The 17,872-nt window shown below is 71.8% G+C and carries 16 protein-coding genes; 12 read left to right on the forward strand and 4 right to left on the reverse strand.

The genetic code is table 11. The features are described 5' to 3' along the window. Positions 1 to 29 precede the first annotated feature (29 nt). The 3 genes from FHP29_RS18315 to FHP29_RS18325 are packed head-to-tail and all read left to right on the forward strand — an operon-like array spanning position 30 to position 5,766. A complete protein-coding gene (locus FHP29_RS18315) occupies positions 30 to 1,442 on the forward strand; it encodes a 3' terminal RNA ribose 2'-O-methyltransferase Hen1 (RefSeq protein ID WP_139624282.1) in 1,413 nt (470 codons plus the stop codon). Further along, on the forward strand, positions 1,435 to 3,951 hold the full coding sequence (locus FHP29_RS18320) for a polynucleotide kinase-phosphatase (protein ID WP_139624283.1): 2,517 nt from the start codon (positions 1,435 to 1,437) through the stop codon (positions 3,949 to 3,951). The genes FHP29_RS18315 and FHP29_RS18320 overlap by 8 nt, the downstream gene beginning before the upstream one ends. A gap of 24 nt (positions 3,952 to 3,975) precedes the next feature. Then, positions 3,976 to 5,766 (forward strand): M1 family metallopeptidase, encoded by a 1,791-nt coding sequence (locus FHP29_RS18325; RefSeq protein WP_205014235.1) that lies wholly within the window; start codon positions 3,976 to 3,978, stop codon positions 5,764 to 5,766. Between the two features lie 6 nt (positions 5,767 to 5,772). Here FHP29_RS18325 and FHP29_RS18330 read toward each other — a convergent pair whose 3' ends face one another. Beyond that, complete coding sequence (locus FHP29_RS18330) at positions 5,773 to 6,789, reverse strand: methyltransferase (RefSeq protein ID WP_139624285.1); 1,017 nt, start codon at positions 6,787 to 6,789, stop codon at positions 5,773 to 5,775. Positions 6,790 to 6,962: 173 nt separating this feature from the next. Between FHP29_RS18330 and FHP29_RS18335 the strand changes: the two genes are divergently transcribed. Together FHP29_RS18335 and FHP29_RS18340 are read left to right on the forward strand one after the other, a co-directional pair. After that, a complete protein-coding gene (locus tag FHP29_RS18335) occupies positions 6,963 to 7,370 on the forward strand; it encodes a MarR family winged helix-turn-helix transcriptional regulator (RefSeq protein WP_158296629.1) in 408 nt (135 codons plus the stop codon). An 86-nt stretch (positions 7,371 to 7,456) separates the two neighbouring features. Then, entirely contained in the window at positions 7,457 to 7,984 is a 528-nt protein-coding gene (locus FHP29_RS18340; protein WP_158296630.1) for an LPXTG cell wall anchor domain-containing protein, read from the forward strand. A gap of 2 nt (positions 7,985 to 7,986) precedes the next feature. On the opposite strand, the gene FHP29_RS18345 is transcribed toward FHP29_RS18340, so the two are convergent. After that, entirely contained in the window at positions 7,987 to 9,234 is a 1,248-nt protein-coding gene (locus FHP29_RS18345) for an aminotransferase-like domain-containing protein (protein WP_139624288.1), read from the reverse strand. Next, entirely contained in the window at positions 9,231 to 9,881 is a 651-nt protein-coding gene (locus tag FHP29_RS21865) for a TetR/AcrR family transcriptional regulator (protein WP_158296631.1), read from the reverse strand. The genes FHP29_RS18345 and FHP29_RS21865 overlap by 4 nt, the downstream gene beginning before the upstream one ends. A gap of 115 nt (positions 9,882 to 9,996) precedes the next feature. Between FHP29_RS21865 and FHP29_RS18355 the strand changes: the two genes are divergently transcribed. The 7 genes from FHP29_RS18355 to FHP29_RS18385 all read left to right on the forward strand — a co-directional run bounded on the left by FHP29_RS18355 (position 9,997) and on the right by FHP29_RS18385 (position 17,542). Then, a complete protein-coding gene (locus tag FHP29_RS18355; protein ID WP_139624290.1) occupies positions 9,997 to 10,926 on the forward strand; it encodes an ABC transporter substrate-binding protein in 930 nt (309 codons plus the stop codon). After that, a complete protein-coding gene (locus FHP29_RS18360) occupies positions 10,923 to 11,822 on the forward strand; it encodes an amino acid ABC transporter permease (RefSeq protein ID WP_240044590.1) in 900 nt (299 codons plus the stop codon). Before FHP29_RS18355 ends, FHP29_RS18360 begins: the two co-directional genes overlap by 4 nt. After that, positions 11,823 to 12,584: an amino acid ABC transporter ATP-binding protein gene (locus FHP29_RS18365; RefSeq protein WP_139624291.1), complete on the forward strand. Its 762-nt coding sequence runs from the start codon at positions 11,823 to 11,825 to the stop codon at positions 12,582 to 12,584. It begins immediately after the preceding gene. 8 nt (positions 12,585 to 12,592) lie between these two features. Then, complete coding sequence (locus FHP29_RS18370; RefSeq protein ID WP_139624292.1) at positions 12,593 to 14,272, forward strand: amidohydrolase; 1,680 nt, start codon at positions 12,593 to 12,595, stop codon at positions 14,270 to 14,272. Then, positions 14,269 to 15,897 (forward strand): thiamine pyrophosphate-binding protein, encoded by a 1,629-nt coding sequence (locus FHP29_RS18375; RefSeq protein WP_205014236.1) that lies wholly within the window; start codon positions 14,269 to 14,271, stop codon positions 15,895 to 15,897. The genes FHP29_RS18370 and FHP29_RS18375 overlap by 4 nt, the downstream gene beginning before the upstream one ends. Before the next feature lie 46 nt (positions 15,898 to 15,943). After that, positions 15,944 to 17,164, forward strand: coding sequence for a zinc metalloprotease (locus FHP29_RS18380; protein WP_205014238.1), 1,221 nt, complete (start codon positions 15,944 to 15,946; stop codon positions 17,162 to 17,164). Between the two features lie 111 nt (positions 17,165 to 17,275). Beyond that, the gene (locus FHP29_RS18385) at positions 17,276 to 17,542 is read left to right on the forward strand and encodes a hypothetical protein (protein WP_139624293.1); all 267 of its coding nucleotides are present in this window, start codon (positions 17,276 to 17,278) and stop codon (positions 17,540 to 17,542) included. 27 nt (positions 17,543 to 17,569) lie between these two features. Here the strand turns inward: FHP29_RS18385 and FHP29_RS18390 are convergent. Then, positions 17,570 to 17,872, reverse strand: a 303-nt coding sequence (locus FHP29_RS18390) for an HNH endonuclease signature motif containing protein (RefSeq protein WP_192904044.1), incomplete at its 5' end; no start/stop codon positions are given.

Below are 17,872 nucleotides of genomic sequence, written 5' to 3' on the forward strand. Positions count from 1 at the left end.
CGACCTCCGACGTCGGACAGGATGACGCTGTGCTGCTGACCGTGACGACCACTCATCAGCCGGCGACCGACCTCGGCTACCTCCTGCATAAGCATCCCGACCGGGTGCAGCAGTTCAAGCAGTCGTTCGGCACCGTCACCGTCCTCTACCCGGAGGCCGGCGACGAGCGCTGCACCGTCGCGCTCCTGCTCGACGTCGACCCGCTCCGGCTCGCCCGGTCGCGCGGCAGGAACGCCCCGGACTTCAGCCTCGCCCAGTACGTCAACGACCGCTCGTACGCCGCCTCGTCACTGCTCGGCGTGGCGATGGCCGACGTCTTCAGCACGGCCCGCAGCGGTCGCTGCAACGCGCGCCAGGAGCTCGCCGACTCCGCGATCCCGCTGGAGATCGTCATCCCCGTCCTGCCGTGCCGTGGCGGATCCGAGATCGCCCACCGGCTCTTCGAGCCCCTCGGGTGGGCGGTCGAGGCCGACCCCGTCCCGCTCGACGACGCGTTCGCCGAATGGGGGGACTCCCGCTACGTCCGGCTGCGACTCACCGGCACCGTCCGACTCGCCGACGCGCTCAACCAGCTCCACGTCCTGCTGCCCGTCCTGGACGAGTCCAAGCACTACTGGCAAGGACCCGACGAGGTCGACAAGCTGCTGCGGTCGGGCGGGGCGTGGCTCGCCACCCATCCCGACGCCACTCTGATCACCCGTCGCTACCTCGGACGCCGCGGCGCTCTGACCCGCACCGCCCTCGCCCGACTCGCCGAGCTCGGCGACGAGGTGGAGGAGGCCATCGAGCCCGCTGAGGACGAAGAGGTCCGCCGACCCGCGGCCGAGCGCGTTCCGCTCAACACACAGCGACACGACGCCGTGCACCAGGTGCTCCTCGACCTCGGTGCGCGGTCCGTGATCGACCTGGGCTGCGGCCCCGGCCAGTTCCTCGACCGCCTCGTCAGGACCCCGGCGTTCGCGCGCATCGCGGGCTCCGACGTCTCCACCCGGTCGCTGCAGTACGCCGCCCGGCGCCTCCACGTCGACCGGATGAGCGAGCGGCAGGCCGAGCGGGTCCAGCTGTTCCACGGCGCGCTCACCTACGAGGACGAGCGCTACGCGGGATTCGACGCCGCGGTGCTCATGGAGGTCGTCGAGCACGTCGACCTGCCGCGACTCGAAGCCCTCGAGCGTGTCGTCTTCGGCGCAGCCCAGCCCGGCGCGGTCGTCGTGACCACCCCCAACGGCGAGTACAACGTCCTCTACGAGGGGCTCGTCGGCATGCGGCACCCCGACCACCGCTTCGAGTGGACCCGCGACGAGTTCGCGCAGTGGTCCGACCGCGTCGCCTCGACGTACGGCTATGCCGTGGAGCGCCGCGGCATCGGCGAGCTTGATCCCGCCCTCGGCACCCCGACCCAGATGGCCGTCTTCACCCGGAAGGAGGGCACCGATGACTGACCCGACCGCGCAGCAGGTCACTGTCCCCGCCATGGGCCTGGTCGTCCTGATCGGGGTCTCGGGCAGCGGCAAGTCGACGTTCGCCCGCACCCACTTCAAGCCCACCGAGGTCGTCTCCAGCGACTTCTGCCGCGGACTCGTCGCCGACGACGAGAACGACCAGTCGGCCACGGCCGACGCCTTCGACGTCCTGCACTACATCGTCGGGACGCGGCTTCGCCGAGGACTGCTCACCGTCGTGGACGCCACCAACGTCCAGCCGGCCGCGCGCGCCGCGCTGGTCAAGCTGGCCAAGAGCCACGACGTCCTCGTCGACGCCGTCGTGATCGACGTTCCCGAGTCACTCGCGCAGGAGCGCAACAAGGCCCGTCCGGACAGGGACTTCGGCCCGCACGTCGTCGCCCGGCAACAGCGCGACCTCAAGCGATCCTTCCGCCGTCTCGACAAGGAGGGCTTCCGACGCGTCCACGTCCTGCGCGGCACCGATCAGGTCGAGACCGTGGAGATCGTGCGCGAGCGGCCCTGGAACGACCGGAAGGAGGTGCACGGCCCCTTCGACGTCATCGGGGACGTCCACGGCTGCGCCTCCGAGCTCCGCACCCTGCTCACCGAGCTCGGCTGGACGATCCGGTACGACGGCGACCAGGCGGTCGGCGCCACCCATCCCGAGGGCCGGCAGGCCGTCTTCGTCGGCGACCTGGTCGACCGTGGTCCCGACACTCCCGGTGTGCTGCGCCTCGTCATGGGCATGGTCGCCTCCGGTCACGCCCTGTGCGTCTCCGGGAACCACGAGGCCAAGCTCGTGCGCGCTCTGCGCGGCTCGAAGGTCACCGTCGCGCATGGCCTGGCCGAGTCGCTGGCCCAGCTCGAGGACGAGCCGGCGGACTTCCGCGAGCAGGCGCTGGCGTTCATGGACGGCCTCATCAGCCACTACGTCCTCGACGACGGCAGGCTCGTCGTCGCCCATGCCGGACTCAAGGAGGCCTACCACGGACGCTCCTCCGGCCGCGTCCGCTCGTTCGCCCTGTACGGCGACACCACCGGCGAGACCGACGAGTACGGCCTGCCCGTCCGCTATCCGTGGGCGCAGGAGTACCGCGGTCGGGCGATGGTCGTCTACGGCCACACCCCGGTCCCCAAGGCGGAGTGGATCAACAACACGATCTGCCTCGACACCGGCGTCGTCTTCGGCGGCGAGCTCACCGCGCTTCGCTATCCCGAGCGCGAGATCGTCTCGGTGCCCGCGGAGCAGCAGTGGTACGAGCCGGTGCGCCCTCTCGCGGCGGCGTCCGGCGATCGCGAGCCGTCCGTACTCAGGATCGGCGACGTCGCCGGAACGCGCTGGCTCGAGACCACGCATGCGGGCAAGGTCAAGATCCCCGAGGAGAACGCCGCCGCGGCGCTCGAGATCATGAGCCGCTTCGCGGTCGACCCACGCTGGCTGATCTATCTCCCGCCGACGATGTCCCCGGTCGCGACGGCCGAGATCGAGGGCTTCCTGGAGCATCCGGAGCAGGCGTTCGAGGAGTACGCCGGCTGGGGAGTCACCCGCGTGGTGTGCGAGGAGAAGCACATGGGCTCCCGTGCGATCGCCGTGATCGCCAAGGACGCCGACGCTGCGGAGCGACGCTTCGGCATCGGCGACGGCAGCGCCGGTGTGGTCTACACCCGCACGGGCCGACCGTTCTTCGCGGACACCAGCGAGCTCGTCGACCGGCTGCGCGCCACCGCCGCACCGCTCTTCGAGTCGCTCGACTCCGACTGGCTCGCCCTCGACTGCGAGCTCCTGCCCTGGTCGGCGAAGGCCGTCGACCTGATCAAGGCGCAGTACGCCTCGGTGGGCGCGGCCGCTCGCGCCGTCCTGCCCGAGGCGCTCAGCGTGCTCGAGCGCGCGCAGGCGCGAGGCCTCGACGTCGGCGCGCTCGCGGAGAGGTCGCGTCGTCGGCTGGGGAACGCGGAGGCGTTCCGCGACGCCTACGCGGCGTACGTCCGACCGACCGACGGTCTCGACGGCGTCACCCTGGCGCCGTTCCAGATCCTCGCGTGCGAGGGCCGGGCACTCGCCCTCACCGAGTCCCACGAGTGGCATCTCGCCGAGCTCGCCAAGCTGGAGGGCGAGCTGATCACGCCGACCCGCCATCGGTACGTCGACCTCGCCTCGGCCGCGGAGCGGGAGGCGGCCACCCGGTGGTGGCTCGACCTCACGGCCGGCGGGGGAGAGGGCATGGTCGTCAAGCCCGCGCACCTCACCGAGGGACGCGTCCAGCCCGGCATCAAGGTGCGCGGACGCGAGTATCTGCGGATCATCTACGGCCCCGACTACACCGACGCGCTCGACGTCCTCCGCCAGCGACACCTCGGCAAGAAGCGCCAGCTGGCCCTTCGGGAGCATGGTCTCGGCATCGAGGCACTCACCGCGTTCGTCGACCACGAGCCGCTGTGGAAGGTGCACCAGGCGGTGTTCGCCGTCCTCGCGCTCGAGTCGGAGCCCGTCGACCCGCGCCTGTAGGGCGGAAGGCCGTAGGTTCGTGTGGTGACCAGGTCCTTCATCGCCGACCCCCACTCCCGATCGCGACCCAACGAGGTCGTCGTCCGCCACAGCTCGTTCGACCTCGACGTCGACTTCGCGAACCGACGGCTGAGCGGCACCGCCACGCTCGACCTCGAGCACCGCACGGCGGACGCGACGCAGCTGGTCCTCGACACTTGGCGGCTCGACGTCACGGCGGTCCGCAGCGCCGACGGCGGTGACCTGTCGTTCGAGGTGGGCGAGCACGACCCGGTCCTCGGCAGCGCGCTCACGATCGAGGTCGGCACGGCCGACCGCGTGGTCGTGCACTACGCGACCAGCCCCGAGGCGCGGGCGATGCAGTGGCTCGAGCCGCAGCAGACCGCCTCGGGCAAGCCGTTCCTGTTCACGCAGGCGCAGCCGATCCTCGCCCGCACCTGGATCCCGTGCCAGGACAGCCCGGCCGTCCGCGTCACCTACGACGCCAGGGTGCGGGTCCCCCCGGAGTTGATGGCCCTGATGAGCGCGGAGAACCCGGTCGAGCGGTCCGCCGACGGCAGCTACCGGTTCTCGATGCCGCAGCCCGTGCCGTCGTACCTCATCGCGCTGGCGGTCGGCGACCTCGAGTTCCGTGAGCTCGGCGGCCGCAGCGGCGTGTACGCCGAGCCGTCGGTCGTCGACGGAGCCGCCTGGGAGTTCGCCGACACCGAGGCGATGATCGAGGCGGCCGAGCGGCTCTACGGCCCCTACCGCTGGGGGCGCTACGACATCCTCGTGCTGCCGCCGAGCTTCCCGTACGGCGGCATGGAGAACCCGCGGCTCACCTTCGCGACCCCGACGATCCTCGCCGGAGACCGCTCCCTCGTGACGCTGATCGCCCACGAGCTGGCCCACTCCTGGTCGGGCAATCTCGTCACCAACGCGACGTGGAACGACATCTGGCTCAACGAGGGCTTCACGGTCTACTTCGAGACCCGCATCGACGAGGAGCTGTACGGCGGCCCCTACACCGACATGCTGCTGCGACTCGGTCGCCAGGACCTCGACCGGGCGGTGGCCGACGAGGAGCCGCGCGACACCTGGCTGGAGCTCGACCTGGCGGGCCGCGACCCCGACGACGGGCCGACGAAGATCCCCTACGAGAAGGGATCGCTGTTCCTGCGGCTCATCGAGGCGACGGTCGGGCGGGAGCGATTCGACGCGTTCCTGCGCTCCTACTTCGACACCTTCGCGTTCGAGTCGATGGACACCGCGACCTTCCTCGCCCACCTGCGGACCGAGCTGCTGGAGCCGGCCGGCGTCAGCGACGAGGACCTGCAGCTGGAGGCATGGGTCCACGGGCCGGGCGTCCCGCCGAACGCCCCGGAGTTCGCCTCCGACGCGTTCGACCGGGTCGACGAGCAGGTCGCCGTGCTGGTGGACGGGGGAGATGTCGCCGCGCTCGACACCGCCGGCTGGGTCAGCCAGCAGTGGGTGCACTTCGTGCGGGCCCTGCCGGTCGACAGCCCGCCGGCGACGTTGGCGGCGGTGGACGACGCGTTCGGGTTCAGCGCCAGCGGCAACATCGAGATCGCCACTGCCTGGCTCGAGCTGGCCGGCGAGTCCGGCTACGTCTTCGAGCAGCCCGCCGTCGACCGGGCGCTCGAGGACTTCCTGACCCGGCACGGGCGCGCCCTCTACATCCGGCGCGTCTACGAGAAGCTCGCCGGCACCGAGCGGGGGCTCGCCCGGGCGCGCGAGATCTACGCGACGGCCCGGCCGTCGTACCACTCGGTGTCGCAGGCGGTGATCGACCGCGTCGTGGGGTGGCCCTGACGGACCTCACGCCGGGGCGGCCTCGAGGACGCTCGCGCCCGCCGCCGTCGGGATCACGCGGTTCAGCTCGAAGCCGGCCGTCGCCAGCAGTGCCTGGTACTCGCTCTCGGTGCGTTCGCGGCCTCCCAGCAGGACGAGCATGTGCAGGTCGAGCCACTTGCCGAGCGAGTTCTCGTCGGCCGGCGGGATCACCTGCTCGACCACGAGGAGCCTGCCGTCGGGATGGATGGCTCGCCGGCAGTTGCGCAGGATCCGTCCGCTGTGCTCGTCGTCCCAGTCGTGGAGGATCTGGGCGACCACGTAGGTGGTGCCGCCCTCCGGGACCGACTCGAAGAAGTCGCCACCCACCGCGGAGGAGCGGTCCCCGACGCCGGCCTTGTCCAGGAAGGCCGTGGCGTCGGCGGCAACGTGGGGCAGCTCGAAGAGCACTCCCTCGGTGGCCTGGTTGGCGCGCAGGATCGTGCTGAGCAGCAGTCCGAGGCCGCCCCCCACGTCGACGACCTGTCGCGATCTACTGAAGTCGTAGGCCCCGACCACCGCATCGGCCAGCTGGGCCGTCCAGCCGGTCATGGCGTCGTTGAACACCGCGCTGGAGCGCGGATGGCTCTCGAGGTGGTCGAAGTACGTCGCGCCGAAGATCCGCTCGAAGCTCGGATCCCCTGTCCTGATGCTTCCTTCGAGCCCGGCCCACGCCTCGAACTGCTCGGACCCGTACATCCGGGCGAGGGCCCGCATCGAGCCCGGCGTGTCCGTCCGCAGCAGCTCGGCCAGGGGGGTGAGTCCGAAGCGGCCGTCGTCGCCCTCGGTGAAGACGCCGACGCCGGCCAGTGCCCGCAGCAGTCGGTAGAGGCTGGCCGGATCCGCACCGCAGGTCGCGGCGAGGTCGCTGGCGGATCGCCGGCCGTCCTTCAGTTGGTCGGCCACCCCCAGCTCCGCGGCGACGGAAAGCGCCTTGGAGATCCAGTAGCCGGTCAACATCCGGAGCATCGTGACGGGCGGGGGTGTGTCGGTCTGTGCGTTCATGTCCTGCTTCTCCTCGTCAGCGCGGCCGGCGCGTGGCGGTGGTGGATAGTCAGGCGTCGGATAGTTAGACTGCGTACGATATGAACGGTAAGTCCGCTCCGAGACGTCGTCAAGGCTCGCTGGGCCCGCGCGGCGACACCGCCGACCCGAGGCGCCGTGCCTGGAAGGCGGCCATGGAGGCGAACGCGATCCTGCTCGCGCGGTTCGACGAGGACTTCCGCGAGCAGGCCGGCATCGACAACCGCACGTACGACGCGCTGCTGCATGTCTTCGAGGCCGGCCCGTCGGGCATCAGGATGACCGACCTGGCCCACGAGGTGGTGCTCACGAAGGCCGGACTGACCTCCCTCATCGACCGGCTCGAGGAGCGGTCGCTGCTCCAGCGCGTCCCGGATCCTGCCGACCGGCGCTCGTTCCGGATCACCCTGACCGAGGAGGGGACGCGGGTCTTCGGCGCGGCCGCCCGGATCCACGTCGCCGGGATCCGGGATCGGGTGGGGCGGCACCTGTCCGACGAGGAGGCGCAGACCGTCATCGAGGTCTTCGAGAGGATCAAGGCCGCCAACCTCGATCCATCCTGAGCCGGTGATGCTGGCCGTGTCCGGCTGCGCGTGGCTAGGGTGTGATCGAAGCGTCCGCGTTCATCTTTCGGGAGATGGGGTTCCTGATGCGTCGTTACCTGGTGATGGGGAGTGCCGTGACGGCATCCCTCGCCTTCCTGCTCGCCCTGGCGGGCTGGGGGAGCCCCGCGTCGGCCGAGCCCTACACGCCGGCGCTGCCGACGTCGTGCCGGGTGAGCGTGCCGACCAAGGTCGTGGGCGCCCGGGTGGTGGTCCGGGTCCAGGTGAGCGTGGCCGGGAGCGTGCAGCCGCGGGGCACCGTGACAGTGGGCGTCGACGACCACTTCTCCAAGAAGGTCCGGTACGACGGTGTCGCGGTCGAGGTGCGTGGTCCGCGACTGGCAGCGGGTGAGCACCGGGCGCGGGCGGTCTTCGTGCCCGACGACCCGGCCCGGTTCTCCGGGTGTCGGGACAGCGTGCGGTTCAGCGTCGGCGCCGTGCGCGGCAGTGGCCAGGCCGGCGCCGGTGGGCTTCCCAACACCGGTGGCCCGCACCTGGGCTTCCTGCTGGCCGGGGTCGGCCTGGTGGCGACCGGTGGCGGGCTCGTCGGGCGCGGCCGCCGCGCAGCGAGCTAGCCTCAGCCGTTCAGGCCGGCGACCTCCGCCACCGCGGCCATCAGCCGGGTGACGCCCTCGACGAGCACGTCCTCCTGCTCCAGTGAGAAGGCGAGTCGCAGCTGGTTCGCGCCCGAGCCGTCGGCGTGGAACGCGGAGCCGGGGACGAACACGACCCGGCGATCGATCGCCGCGTCGAGGACCCGGTGGACGTCGGTGCCCTCCGGCAGGGTGACCCAGGTGAAGAAGCCGCCGCGCGGCACCGACCAGGTCACGCCCGCGGGCGCGGTGGCGGCCAGCGCCCCGAGGACGGCGGCCGCGCGGCCGGCGTACAGGCTGCGGGCGCGGCCGAGGACGCCGAGCCAGTCGTGGCGCAGGACGTACTCCTCGACCACGGCCTGGCTGAGCACGGAGGCGCAGATGACCGTCGCCTCGGACGCCAGCTGCAGCGGGCGCCGCATCGGCTCGGGGGCGACGGCCCAGCCCACGCGCAGGCCGGGGGCGACGACCTTGGAGAACGAGCCGAGGTAGATCACGTTGTCGGGATCCATCGCCTGCAGGCTCGGCTGGCTGGTGCCGTCGAAGGACAGCAGGCCGTAGGGGTTGTCCTCGATGATCGTGATCCCCGCGTCGCGGCAGATCCGCACGACCTCGGGCCGGCGCTCGGCGGCCAGGGTCACGCCGCTGGGGTTGTGGAAGTTGGGGATCGTGTAGAGCGCCTTGATCCGCCGGCCCTCGGCGCGCACCCGGGCGATGGTGTCCTCCAGGGCGGCAGGCACCAGGCCGTCGTCGTCGATCGGCACATGGACGACGTCGACCTGCATGCCGACGAAGAGCCCGATCGCGCCGACGTACGACGGCCCCTCGGCAAGGATGACGTCGCCGGGGTCGCACAGCAGCTTGACCACGAGGTCGAGCGCCATCTGCGAGCCGGCCGTCACCTGCACGTGCTGCGGATCCGCCACGACGCCCTCGGCGGCCATCGTGCGGGCCGCGGCCTCGCGGGCGCCGGGGGTGCCGGCGCCGCCGCCGTACTGGAGGACCTCGAGGCCGCGCTCGGCGATCGCCCGCGTGGCGACCTCGCCCAGCTCGGCGAGCGGCAGGACCGAGAGGTCGGGGTTGCCGCCGGCGAGCGAGATCACGTCGGGCTCCATCGACACCTCCCAGAAGTCCCGCACGGGGGAGGGGCGGAAGCCGCCCGCGCGCGCGGCGAGGAGCGAGGGGAGCAGGGACGGGATCAGCTCGGGGGTGGTGGCGTCGATCGCGGTCATCGGGCGGCCTTTCGGAGGTCGAGGCCGAGCGCGGTGCCGGCGAAGTCGTGGAGCAGGGTCAGCATGCGGTCGGGGGTCATGGCGTAGGTGCCGTTGACGGTCTGCACGGCGAGCCCGTCGGCGAGGCCGACGAGGAGGCTGGCGAGGTCCTCGGGGGAGTGCTCGCTCCGATCGGCTCCGGACTCGGCCTGAAGGTCGGTGAGGACCTCGACGAAGAACTCCCGCCACAGGGCGAGCCGGTCGTTGAGCTGCTCGCGCACCTCGGCGTCGAGGCGGGCGGCGGTCATCATCTCGATCCAGAAGCCCCACGCGTCGGCGAAGTCCTTCTCGCCGTTGACGGTGTAGTCGAGCAGGGCGCGGAGCCGGACCAGCGCGGCGGCGTCGCGCTCGGCGATGGCGCGCCACTCGCTCTGCGCCTCGCTCATGCGGTGCTCGATGCAGGCGTGGATGAGCCGGTCACGGGTGCGGAAGTGGTGCTGGAGCTGGCCGATGCTGTGCCCGCTCGCCTCGGAGACCGCGGCGAAGGTGCAGCCGACCACGCCGCTCGCCACGATCACCGCCGCGGTGTGCCGCAGGATGTCGGCCCGCCGCTCCGCGATCGCCTCGTCGGTCACCGCGTAGGCGCGTCGTGAGCCCTTCGCCGGCATCGCGTCTCCTCCCGGATCTGGACCCACCCCTTGACAGTGGCCCCGGTCACCCAAACAATAAGTTGAACATATTGAAGTTGGCAAGCCTCTCCGGCTGCCCGATGGAAGGTCCGCCATGTCGCCTCGCATTCGTACGACGCTCGCCACCTTGACCCTGCTGACGCTGGGCGCCGTCAGCACGGGATGCAGCAATACCGAGTCCACCGCGGACGCGGCGAAGGAGGCCGGCATCGGCACCGGCGGTCGCGAGAAGGCGGAGGCCGTGAAGGCCGACCCCGAGGTCGAGGCACTCGTGCCCGCGACCGTCGCGGACGCCGGCGTGCTCACCGTGGTGACGGACCCGACGTACGCGCCGATGGAGTTCACCGACGACAAGGGCGCCATCGTCGGCCTCGACCCCGACATCGCGGTCGCCGTCGCGCGCAAGATGGGCCTCGACGCGAAGTTCGACAAGGGCGACTTCAACGGCATCATCGCCGGCATCGAGGCCGGGCGGTACGACGCCTCGTGGGCCTCGTTCTCGGTGACCCCCGACCGTCAGCAGAAGGTCGACATGGTCAGCTACATCAACAGCGGCACGTCCGTGCTCGTCCCGCACGGCAACCCGGACAAGGTCGCCGCGGTCACCGACCTCTGCGGCAAGACGGTGGCCGCGCAGACCGGCAACACCCAGGCCCTCACCACCCTGCCGGCCTTCCAGAAGCAGTGCGCCGACGCCGGGCTGGGCAAGATCACCGAGCTGATCCTCCCGCAGCAGGACAACGTCAACCAGGCCGTCTCCACCGGCCGCGCCGACGCCCTGCTCGCCGACAGCGCCCTCACCGCCTACTACGCCCAGCTCCAGCCCGACGCCTTCACCCACGTCGAGGACATCTTCGTCGAGCCCGCGCTCCTCGGCGCGATCACCAAGAAGGACACCGGCCTCGCCGCCGCGATCTCCGCGGCCGTCACCTCGCTGATCGAGGACGGCACCTACGCCGAGCTGCTCGACGCCTGGGGCCTCAGCGCCGCGGCCATCGACGCCTCCGGGGTGAACCAGGCATGACAACTCTGTCCCCCGCCGAGCACGAGCGGATCGACCTCGTCGCGATGTCGGGCAAGCCGGTGCTGCGCCGCCGGCGTCCCGGCCAGCTCGCCGTCGTCGCCCTGCTGCTCCTGGCCCTGGCGTGGGCGCTCGGCACCCTGATCACCAACGAGGGCTTCGACTGGCCCGTCGTCGGCAGGTACCTCTTCGACACCCGCATCCTCGCCGGACTGCTCGTCACCATCCAGCTCACCGTCATCGCCGAGGTGATCGGTGTCGTCGGCGGACTGCTGCTCGCCGTGATGCGGATGAGCGACAGCCGGGTGATCTCCGGGGTCGCGGGCGGCTACATCTGGTTCTTCCGCGGCACCCCGCTGCTCGTGCAGCTGCTGTTCTGGGGCTTCGCCGCCGCGATCTTCCCCGAGGTCGGCTTCGGCGTCCCGTTCGGCGGACCGATGTTCGTCTCCTGGGACACCAACCAGGTCATCTCGCTGATGACCGCCGCGATCCTCGGTCTCGGCCTCAACGAGGCGGCCTACACCGCCGAGGTCGTCCGCGCCGGGCTGCTCAGCGTGCCCAAGGGGCAGACCGAGGCCAGCCGGGCGATGGGCTTCAGCGGCCTCGCGACCCTGCGCCACGTCGTCGTACCGCAGGCGATGAAGGTGATCATCCCGCCCATCGGCAACAACGTGAACGCCATGCTCAAGACCACCTCGCTGGTCGTGGTCATCGGTGTGGGCGACGTGCTCTACAACGCCCAGCAGATCTACGCCAAGAACCTCGAGCAGATCCCGCTGCTCATCGTCGCCAGCATCTGGTACCTCGTGCTGACCACGCTCGTCGGGCTCGGCCAGAGCCGCCTCGAGCGCCGGTTCTCGCGCGACGCCGTACCGCTCACCGTGAGGGAGGGCCGCTAGATGGCCGCCACCGTCGAGTTCCTCAACGTCCACAAGAGCTTCGGCCACGTCGAGGTCCTCAAGGGCGTCGACTTCGTCGTCGAGCCGTCACAGGTCGTCTGCGTGATCGGGCCCTCCGGCTCGGGCAAGTCGACCCTGCTGCGGTGCGTCAACCACCTCGAGGTCACCACGTCCGGCGCGATCCTCGTCAACGGTGCGATGGTCGGCTACGACGTGCGCGGCGACCGTCTCGTCGAGGCGCCCGAGGCCGAGATCGACCGCCGCCGGGCCAAGATCGGCATGGTCTTCCAGAGCTTCAACCTGTTCGGCCACATGACCGCGCTCGAGAACGTCATGGTCGGGCCGGTCAAGCTGCTGAAGACGCCGAAGGCCGAGGCGGAGAAGCAGGCCCGCGAGCTGCTCGCCCGGGTCGGCCTGGCCGACCGCGCCGACAACTACCCCTCGCAGCTCTCCGGCGGCCAGCAGCAGCGCGTCGCGATCGCGCGGGCGCTGTCGATGAAGCCCGACGTCATGCTCTTCGACGAGCCGACCTCCGCGCTCGACCCCGAGCTGGTCGGCGAGGTCCTCGACGTCATGAAGCAGCTCGCCGCCGACGGCATGACCATGATCGTGGTGACCCACGAGATGGGCTTCGCCCGCGAGGTCGCCGACGTCGTGGTGTTCATGGACGGCGGCGTGATCGTCGAGCAGGGCTCGCCGGACGACGTCCTCCTCCGCCCGCAGCACGAGCGCACCCGCTCGTTCCTCGCCAAGGTCTTCTGAGGTCCCCGATGCGCAAGCTGACCACCTTCCACCGCTCGGCCGCCGACGCGGCCCCGATCGTCCTCACGGGCGGCACCATCCACACCCTCGAGGACGGGCCGTCACCCGAGGCGGTCCTCGTGTACGGCGCCGACGTGGTCGCCGTCGGCACGCTGGCCGAGTGCCGGGCCGCCGCGGCCGACCTGGCCGGGGAGCTCCGGACCGTCGACCTCGGGGGCGCGACGCTCGTGCCGGGCTTCATCGACGCCCACGCCCACCCGCTGATGCTCGGCCAGATGATGACCTGGGTCGACTGCGGACCGGAGCGGGCGGGCTCGATCCCGGAGATCGTCGCGCTGCTGCGCGAAGCCGCCTCCCGCACGCCGGAGGGCCGGCCGGTGCGGGGATTCGGCTACGAGCACCGCAACCTCGCCGAGGGTCGCCACCCCACCCGCCACGAGCTCGACGAGGTCGCCACCGACCGCGAGGTCTACCTGATGAACGCCTCCGGCCACGGCGGCGTCGTCAACTCCTTCACCCTCGCGCTGCACGGCGTCGACCGCGACACGCCCGACCCGCAGGGCGGCGTCTTCTTCCGCGACGCCGACGGTGAGCTCACCGGCGAGCTGTCCGACGCCGCCTGCAACGTCCTCACCGGCCTGCACGGTGTCAAGATCGGCCACCACGGCCCGAACTTCCACCTCGCCGACGAGCCCGAGGAGCACCTGCGCCAGCTCGCCGCCGCGCAGGAGCGCTTCCTCGCCGGTGGCGTCACGACGATCGGCGACGCGCAGGTCTCGCGCCGCGAGCTCGACATGTACCTGCGGCTCGCGGCCGAGGGCGGCCTGCACACCCGGGTGAGCATGTACCTCCTCTCGCACCTGCTCGACGAGGCCCTCGAGATGGGCCTGCACGCCGCGTTCGGCAACGACGTGCTCAGCTTCGCCGGCATCAAGCTCTACGCCGACGGCACCCTGGGCGGCTGGACGGCGTACTTCCCCGACGGCTACGTCGGCGACCCCTGCCGGACCGGGCAGCTCTACCACCAGCCGGAGGAGTACGCCGACCTCATCCGCCGCGCCCACGCGGTCGGCCTGCAGACCGCCACCCACGCGCAGTCGCCGACGGCGATCGAGATGGTCGTCGCCGCCATCGAGGCCGCCCAGGCCGAGCGGCCCGACGACGACGCCCGGCACCGGATCGAGCACTGCGGGCTGCCCACGCCCGAGCAGATCGACCGGATGGCCGTCGCCGGCATCTGGCCGGTCAACCAGCCGCAGCACCACTACAACTGGGGCGAGGGCGTCACCGCCGCCGTCGGCACGCCGGGGGAGCGGTTCAACCCGCTCGGCGAGTTCGCCAAGGCCGGCGTCCCGGTGACGATCAGCTCCGACGCGCCGGTCGCCGACCCGCTGCCGATGGAGGCGATCCAGGCCGCCGTCACCCGGGTGACCCGCCGCGGCGTCACCCTCGGCCCGGCCTCCCTGGCCATCACCGCCGAGGAGGCGCTGCGGGCGCACACCATCAACGCGGCCCACGCGATCGGGCGCGAGGACGACCTCGGCTCGATCAGGCCCGGCAAGCGTGCCGACTTCACCGTCCTCGCGGGCGACCCGCTCGCCGTACCATCCGATGAGATCGCCTCGATCGACGTCCTGCAGACGTGGGTGGGCGGCGTCGTCCGGCACACGAAGGAGACCTCCGCATGAGCACCACGTCGAGCAGCGTGAAGAACACCGGCCTGGCCGTCATGACCGCGCTGCGCGGCTACGGCGTCGACACGATCTTCGGCATCCCCGGCACGCACAACCTCGAGCTCTACCGGCACCTGCCCGAGCTCGGGATCCACCCGGTGACCACCCGGCACGAGCAGGGCGCCGGGTACGCCGCCGACGGCTGGGCCCAGCAGACCGGCCTGCCCGGCGTCGTGGTCACGACGTCCGGCCCGGGCCTGCTCAACGCCCTGTCCGCCGCCGCGACGGCCTACTGCGAGTCCCGGCCGATGATCGTCCTCTCACCCGGTCCCGCGCTCGGCCAGGAGGGCGCCGACCGCGGCACCCTGCACGAGACCAAGGACACCAGCGGTGCCGCGGCGGCCGTCATGCAGTGGAGCCGGCGGGTGGCCAGCGCCGAGGAGGCGGTCGCGGCCGTCCACGACGCCTTCGAGCTGTTCCGCACCTCCCGGCCCCGGCCGGTCCACATCGAGATCCCGCTCGACGTGCTCGAGGCCGAGGCCGATCTGCCCGCCGAGCTGCTGGCGGCCCGCCCCGCGCCGGCACCGGCACTCGCGGACGCGGACTCGATCGCCGCGGCGGTGGAGGCTCTCAGCGCCGCGTCCGATGTCGTGGTCCTCGCCGGCGGCGGCTCGCTGCGCGCCGGCGACGCCGTCCGGCGGCTGGTCGAGCTCCTCGACGCGCCGGTCGTCACCACACTCAACGGCAAGGCAGCGGTGCCCGAGTCGCACCCGCTGTCGTTGGGCGCCGACATCCGCACCCCTGCCGCGCAGAAGGTGTGCAGCGGTGCCGATGTCCTCCTTGTACTCGGGTCGAAGGTGGGCGAGGCCGAGCTCTGGGGGGGCTTGGTCGAGCCTGCCGGGACCGTCGTGCGCATCGACGTCCTGGACGGCCAGATGGACGCCAACCTGTCCGCCGACGTCCGTCTGGTCGGCGACAGCGCGGCCGTCGTCCCCCAGCTCGTCGCCGCCCTCGAGCAGGCCGGCGTCGCCGGCCGGGGCCGCGGTGCCGCCGGCGCCGCGGCGCTGCGGGAGGAGGTCCGGGCCCAGGCCGCCGAGACCGCGCCGCCGCTGGTGGCCCTCACGACCGAGCTGGTGGCCGGCATGCCCGCCGACACGATCGTCGCCGGCGACTCCTCCCAGATCACCTACTTCGGCACCTCCTCGATCGCCCAGGACCGGCCGCACTCGTTCCTCTACATGCCGGCCTACGCGACCCTCGGCTACGGCCTGCCGGCCGCGATCGGCGCCAAGGTCGCCGCTCCCGAGCGTCCCGTCGTCTGCGTCGCGGGCGACGGCGCGCTGATGTTCGCGATCCAGGAGCTGGCCACCGCCGTCGAGCAGCGCCTCGACCTCGTCGTCGTGTGCGTCGACAACGGCGGCTACGCGGAGATCAAGCAGAACGAGGCGGACCGCGGGATCGCACCCATCGGCGTCGACCTCCACCAGCCCGACTGGGCCGCCCTGGGCGTCGCCTTCGGCGGCCACGGCACGCGGGTCGCCGCTGCCGCCGACCTGGCTCCCGCCGTACGGGACGCGATCACCGCGGGTGGCGTGCATGTCGTACATGTGCCGCTCGGGATCTTCGGCCCCGTCGCCTGACCCCTTGTCCGACCCCCTGTCCGACCCCTCGATCTCGGGAGACTCCATGACCCTCCGCACCTCCGTCCGCCGCCCGGTGAGCGCGTGCCTCGGCGCCCTCGCCGTCGCGGCCTGCCTCGCCCCCCTCGCCGCTCCGCCGTCCGAGGCGGTGCGGCCCGCCGCGGCCGTGGCCGCGACCACGGACACCGACGGGGACGGCCTCCTCGACACCTGGGAGACCTCCGGCTACGACGCGAACGCCGACGGCGTCGTCGACGTCGACCTGCCGGCGATGGGCGCGAGCCCGCTGCACAAGGACCTGTTCGTGGAGACGGACTGGATGCCGGGCCTGCGTCCGGCGGTGACCGTGCTCGACCGGATCGTCTCGGTCTTCGCGGCCGCGCCGGTCACCAACCCGGACGGTGTCGGCGGCATCCGGATCCACCTCGACGGCGGCTCCTACGCGGGCACCAGCGCCTACGCCCTCGGCGGGGCCGGCGAGGTCCCGCTCGACACCGACCTGTCGCCGTACGTCGAGGAGATCCAGGCGCTGCGCAGCGCCCACTTCGCCTCCGCCCGGGCCGACGTCTTCCGCTACATGGTCTGGGCCGACCGCTACAACACCGGCTGCAGCAGCGGCGTCGCGCTGGGCATCCCGGCCGACACCTTCGTCGTCACGATGGGCGACTCGTGCAACTGGAACCGCACCGAGGACCGGCTCGTGGGCACCTTCGTCCACGAGCTCGGGCACACGCTCGGCCTGCGCCACGGGGGCAGCGACAACGTCCACTACAAGCCCAACTACCTCAGCGTCATGAACTACTCCTTCCAGTTCGGCGGCGTCCCGCGGACCTCGGGACCGGCGTACTTCGGCTACTCCGACGACGCCCACGCCGCCTTGGACGAGCGGGCCCTCGTCGAGTCGAAGGGGCTCGGTGCGACCGCCGCCGGCTGGCGGACGACCTGGTACTGCCCGCGCACCAACGCGGCCCGCACCAGCGGCGACGCCGCGGGCGGCATCGACTGGAACTGCGGCGGCTCGGTGTCCGGGACCGTCAAGGCCGACATCAACAAGTCCGGAAGCACGGGCCTGCTGACGGCGCAGGACAACTGGGCCAACCTGAGCTTCCGCGGCGGCACGGTCGGGTACGGCGCGCCGCTCGCCAATCGCGAGGAGCCGGTCTGGGTCGAGGTGCGCCCCGGCCACTGGCGTCGCGTGCCCCCGGCGGCCCTGCGCGAGCTGACCAAGCACGACGCGGACCAGCTCCAGCACGGGGTCCGTCCCTGACCCGGGCGTCTCGATAGCGACCATCCCCATCCTGCACCTCGCGTAGGATGGGGATGCCTGTCGCCCCTCGCGCATCGTGCGCCAGCCGGACGGCGCAGACCGGAGTACAGCATGGAGGCCTCGCAGAAGCGCGACCCGCGCAACCAGCGGGACGATCGGGCCGTGCTGGCGGCCTGTCAGGCCGAGGTCGCGTCCGCCCGCGCCCAGCTCGAGGACGCCCGCCGCCGTGGAGCGCGTCCCGACGTCGATCCGCTCCGCCAGAACCTGGTCGCCGCGCTGGAGCACTACGCGCTCACCATCGAGCGCCTCGGCGCCCCGCTGCCCTCCCGCCTTTGCGCCGAGCTCCAGCTCTACCGCAACCTGGGCCACCGCACCTGAGAAGACCGGCCCCGGGCTCGGACCTCCTCAGGCGGCGAGGTAGTTGAGGGCGAAGGTGGTCGCGTAGGTCTCCATGCGGGTCGGGGTGTCACCTGCCGGGGTGGGGGTGATGCGTCTCGTGCCGGTCGGATCGATGAGGTAGTGGGCCCCGTGGGGATCGCGCCAGATCACGATCCCGGGGAACGGATGTCGCACCTCCCACTTGTCGTGGGTCTTGATCCGGTGATGGGTCCGTGTGAGGGGACCGAGGTTGCCGACGGCGGTGGGACCGCCCTCAGCGTGGGGGATCGCGTGGTCGAGGTCCATCCGCCGACCGGTGTTGGCGGCGTA

The sequence above is a fragment of the Nocardioides albidus genome, assembly GCF_006335005.1.
Taxonomy (GTDB): domain Bacteria; phylum Actinomycetota; class Actinomycetes; order Propionibacteriales; family Nocardioidaceae; genus Nocardioides; species Nocardioides albidus.

Bases quoted from the DNA above. Each gene is read 5' to 3' on its own strand.
- FHP29_RS18320 (WP_139624283.1), top strand. From the start codon at position 1,435: ATGACTGACCCGACCGCGCAGCAGGTCACTGTCCCCGCCATGGGCCTG.
- FHP29_RS18330 (WP_139624285.1), bottom strand. From the start codon at position 6,789: ATGAACGCACAGACCGACACACCCCCGCCCGTCACGATGCTCCGGATG.
- FHP29_RS18335 (WP_158296629.1), top strand. From the start codon at position 6,963: ATGGAGGCGAACGCGATCCTGCTCGCGCGGTTCGACGAGGACTTCCGC.
- FHP29_RS18340 (WP_158296630.1), top strand. From the start codon at position 7,457: ATGCGTCGTTACCTGGTGATGGGGAGTGCCGTGACGGCATCCCTCGCC.
- FHP29_RS18345 (WP_139624288.1), bottom strand. From the start codon at position 9,234: ATGACCGCGATCGACGCCACCACCCCCGAGCTGATCCCGTCCCTGCTC.
- FHP29_RS21865 (WP_158296631.1), bottom strand. From the start codon at position 9,881: ATGCCGGCGAAGGGCTCACGACGCGCCTACGCGGTGACCGACGAGGCG.
- FHP29_RS18355 (WP_139624290.1), top strand. From the start codon at position 9,997: ATGTCGCCTCGCATTCGTACGACGCTCGCCACCTTGACCCTGCTGACG.
- FHP29_RS18360 (WP_240044590.1), top strand. From the start codon at position 10,923: ATGACAACTCTGTCCCCCGCCGAGCACGAGCGGATCGACCTCGTCGCG.
- FHP29_RS18365 (WP_139624291.1), top strand. From the start codon at position 11,823: ATGGCCGCCACCGTCGAGTTCCTCAACGTCCACAAGAGCTTCGGCCAC.
- FHP29_RS18370 (WP_139624292.1), top strand. From the start codon at position 12,593: ATGCGCAAGCTGACCACCTTCCACCGCTCGGCCGCCGACGCGGCCCCG.
- FHP29_RS18375 (WP_205014236.1), top strand. From the start codon at position 14,269: ATGAGCACCACGTCGAGCAGCGTGAAGAACACCGGCCTGGCCGTCATG.
- FHP29_RS18380 (WP_205014238.1), top strand. From the start codon at position 15,944: ATGACCCTCCGCACCTCCGTCCGCCGCCCGGTGAGCGCGTGCCTCGGC.
- FHP29_RS18385 (WP_139624293.1), top strand. From the start codon at position 17,276: ATGGAGGCCTCGCAGAAGCGCGACCCGCGCAACCAGCGGGACGATCGG.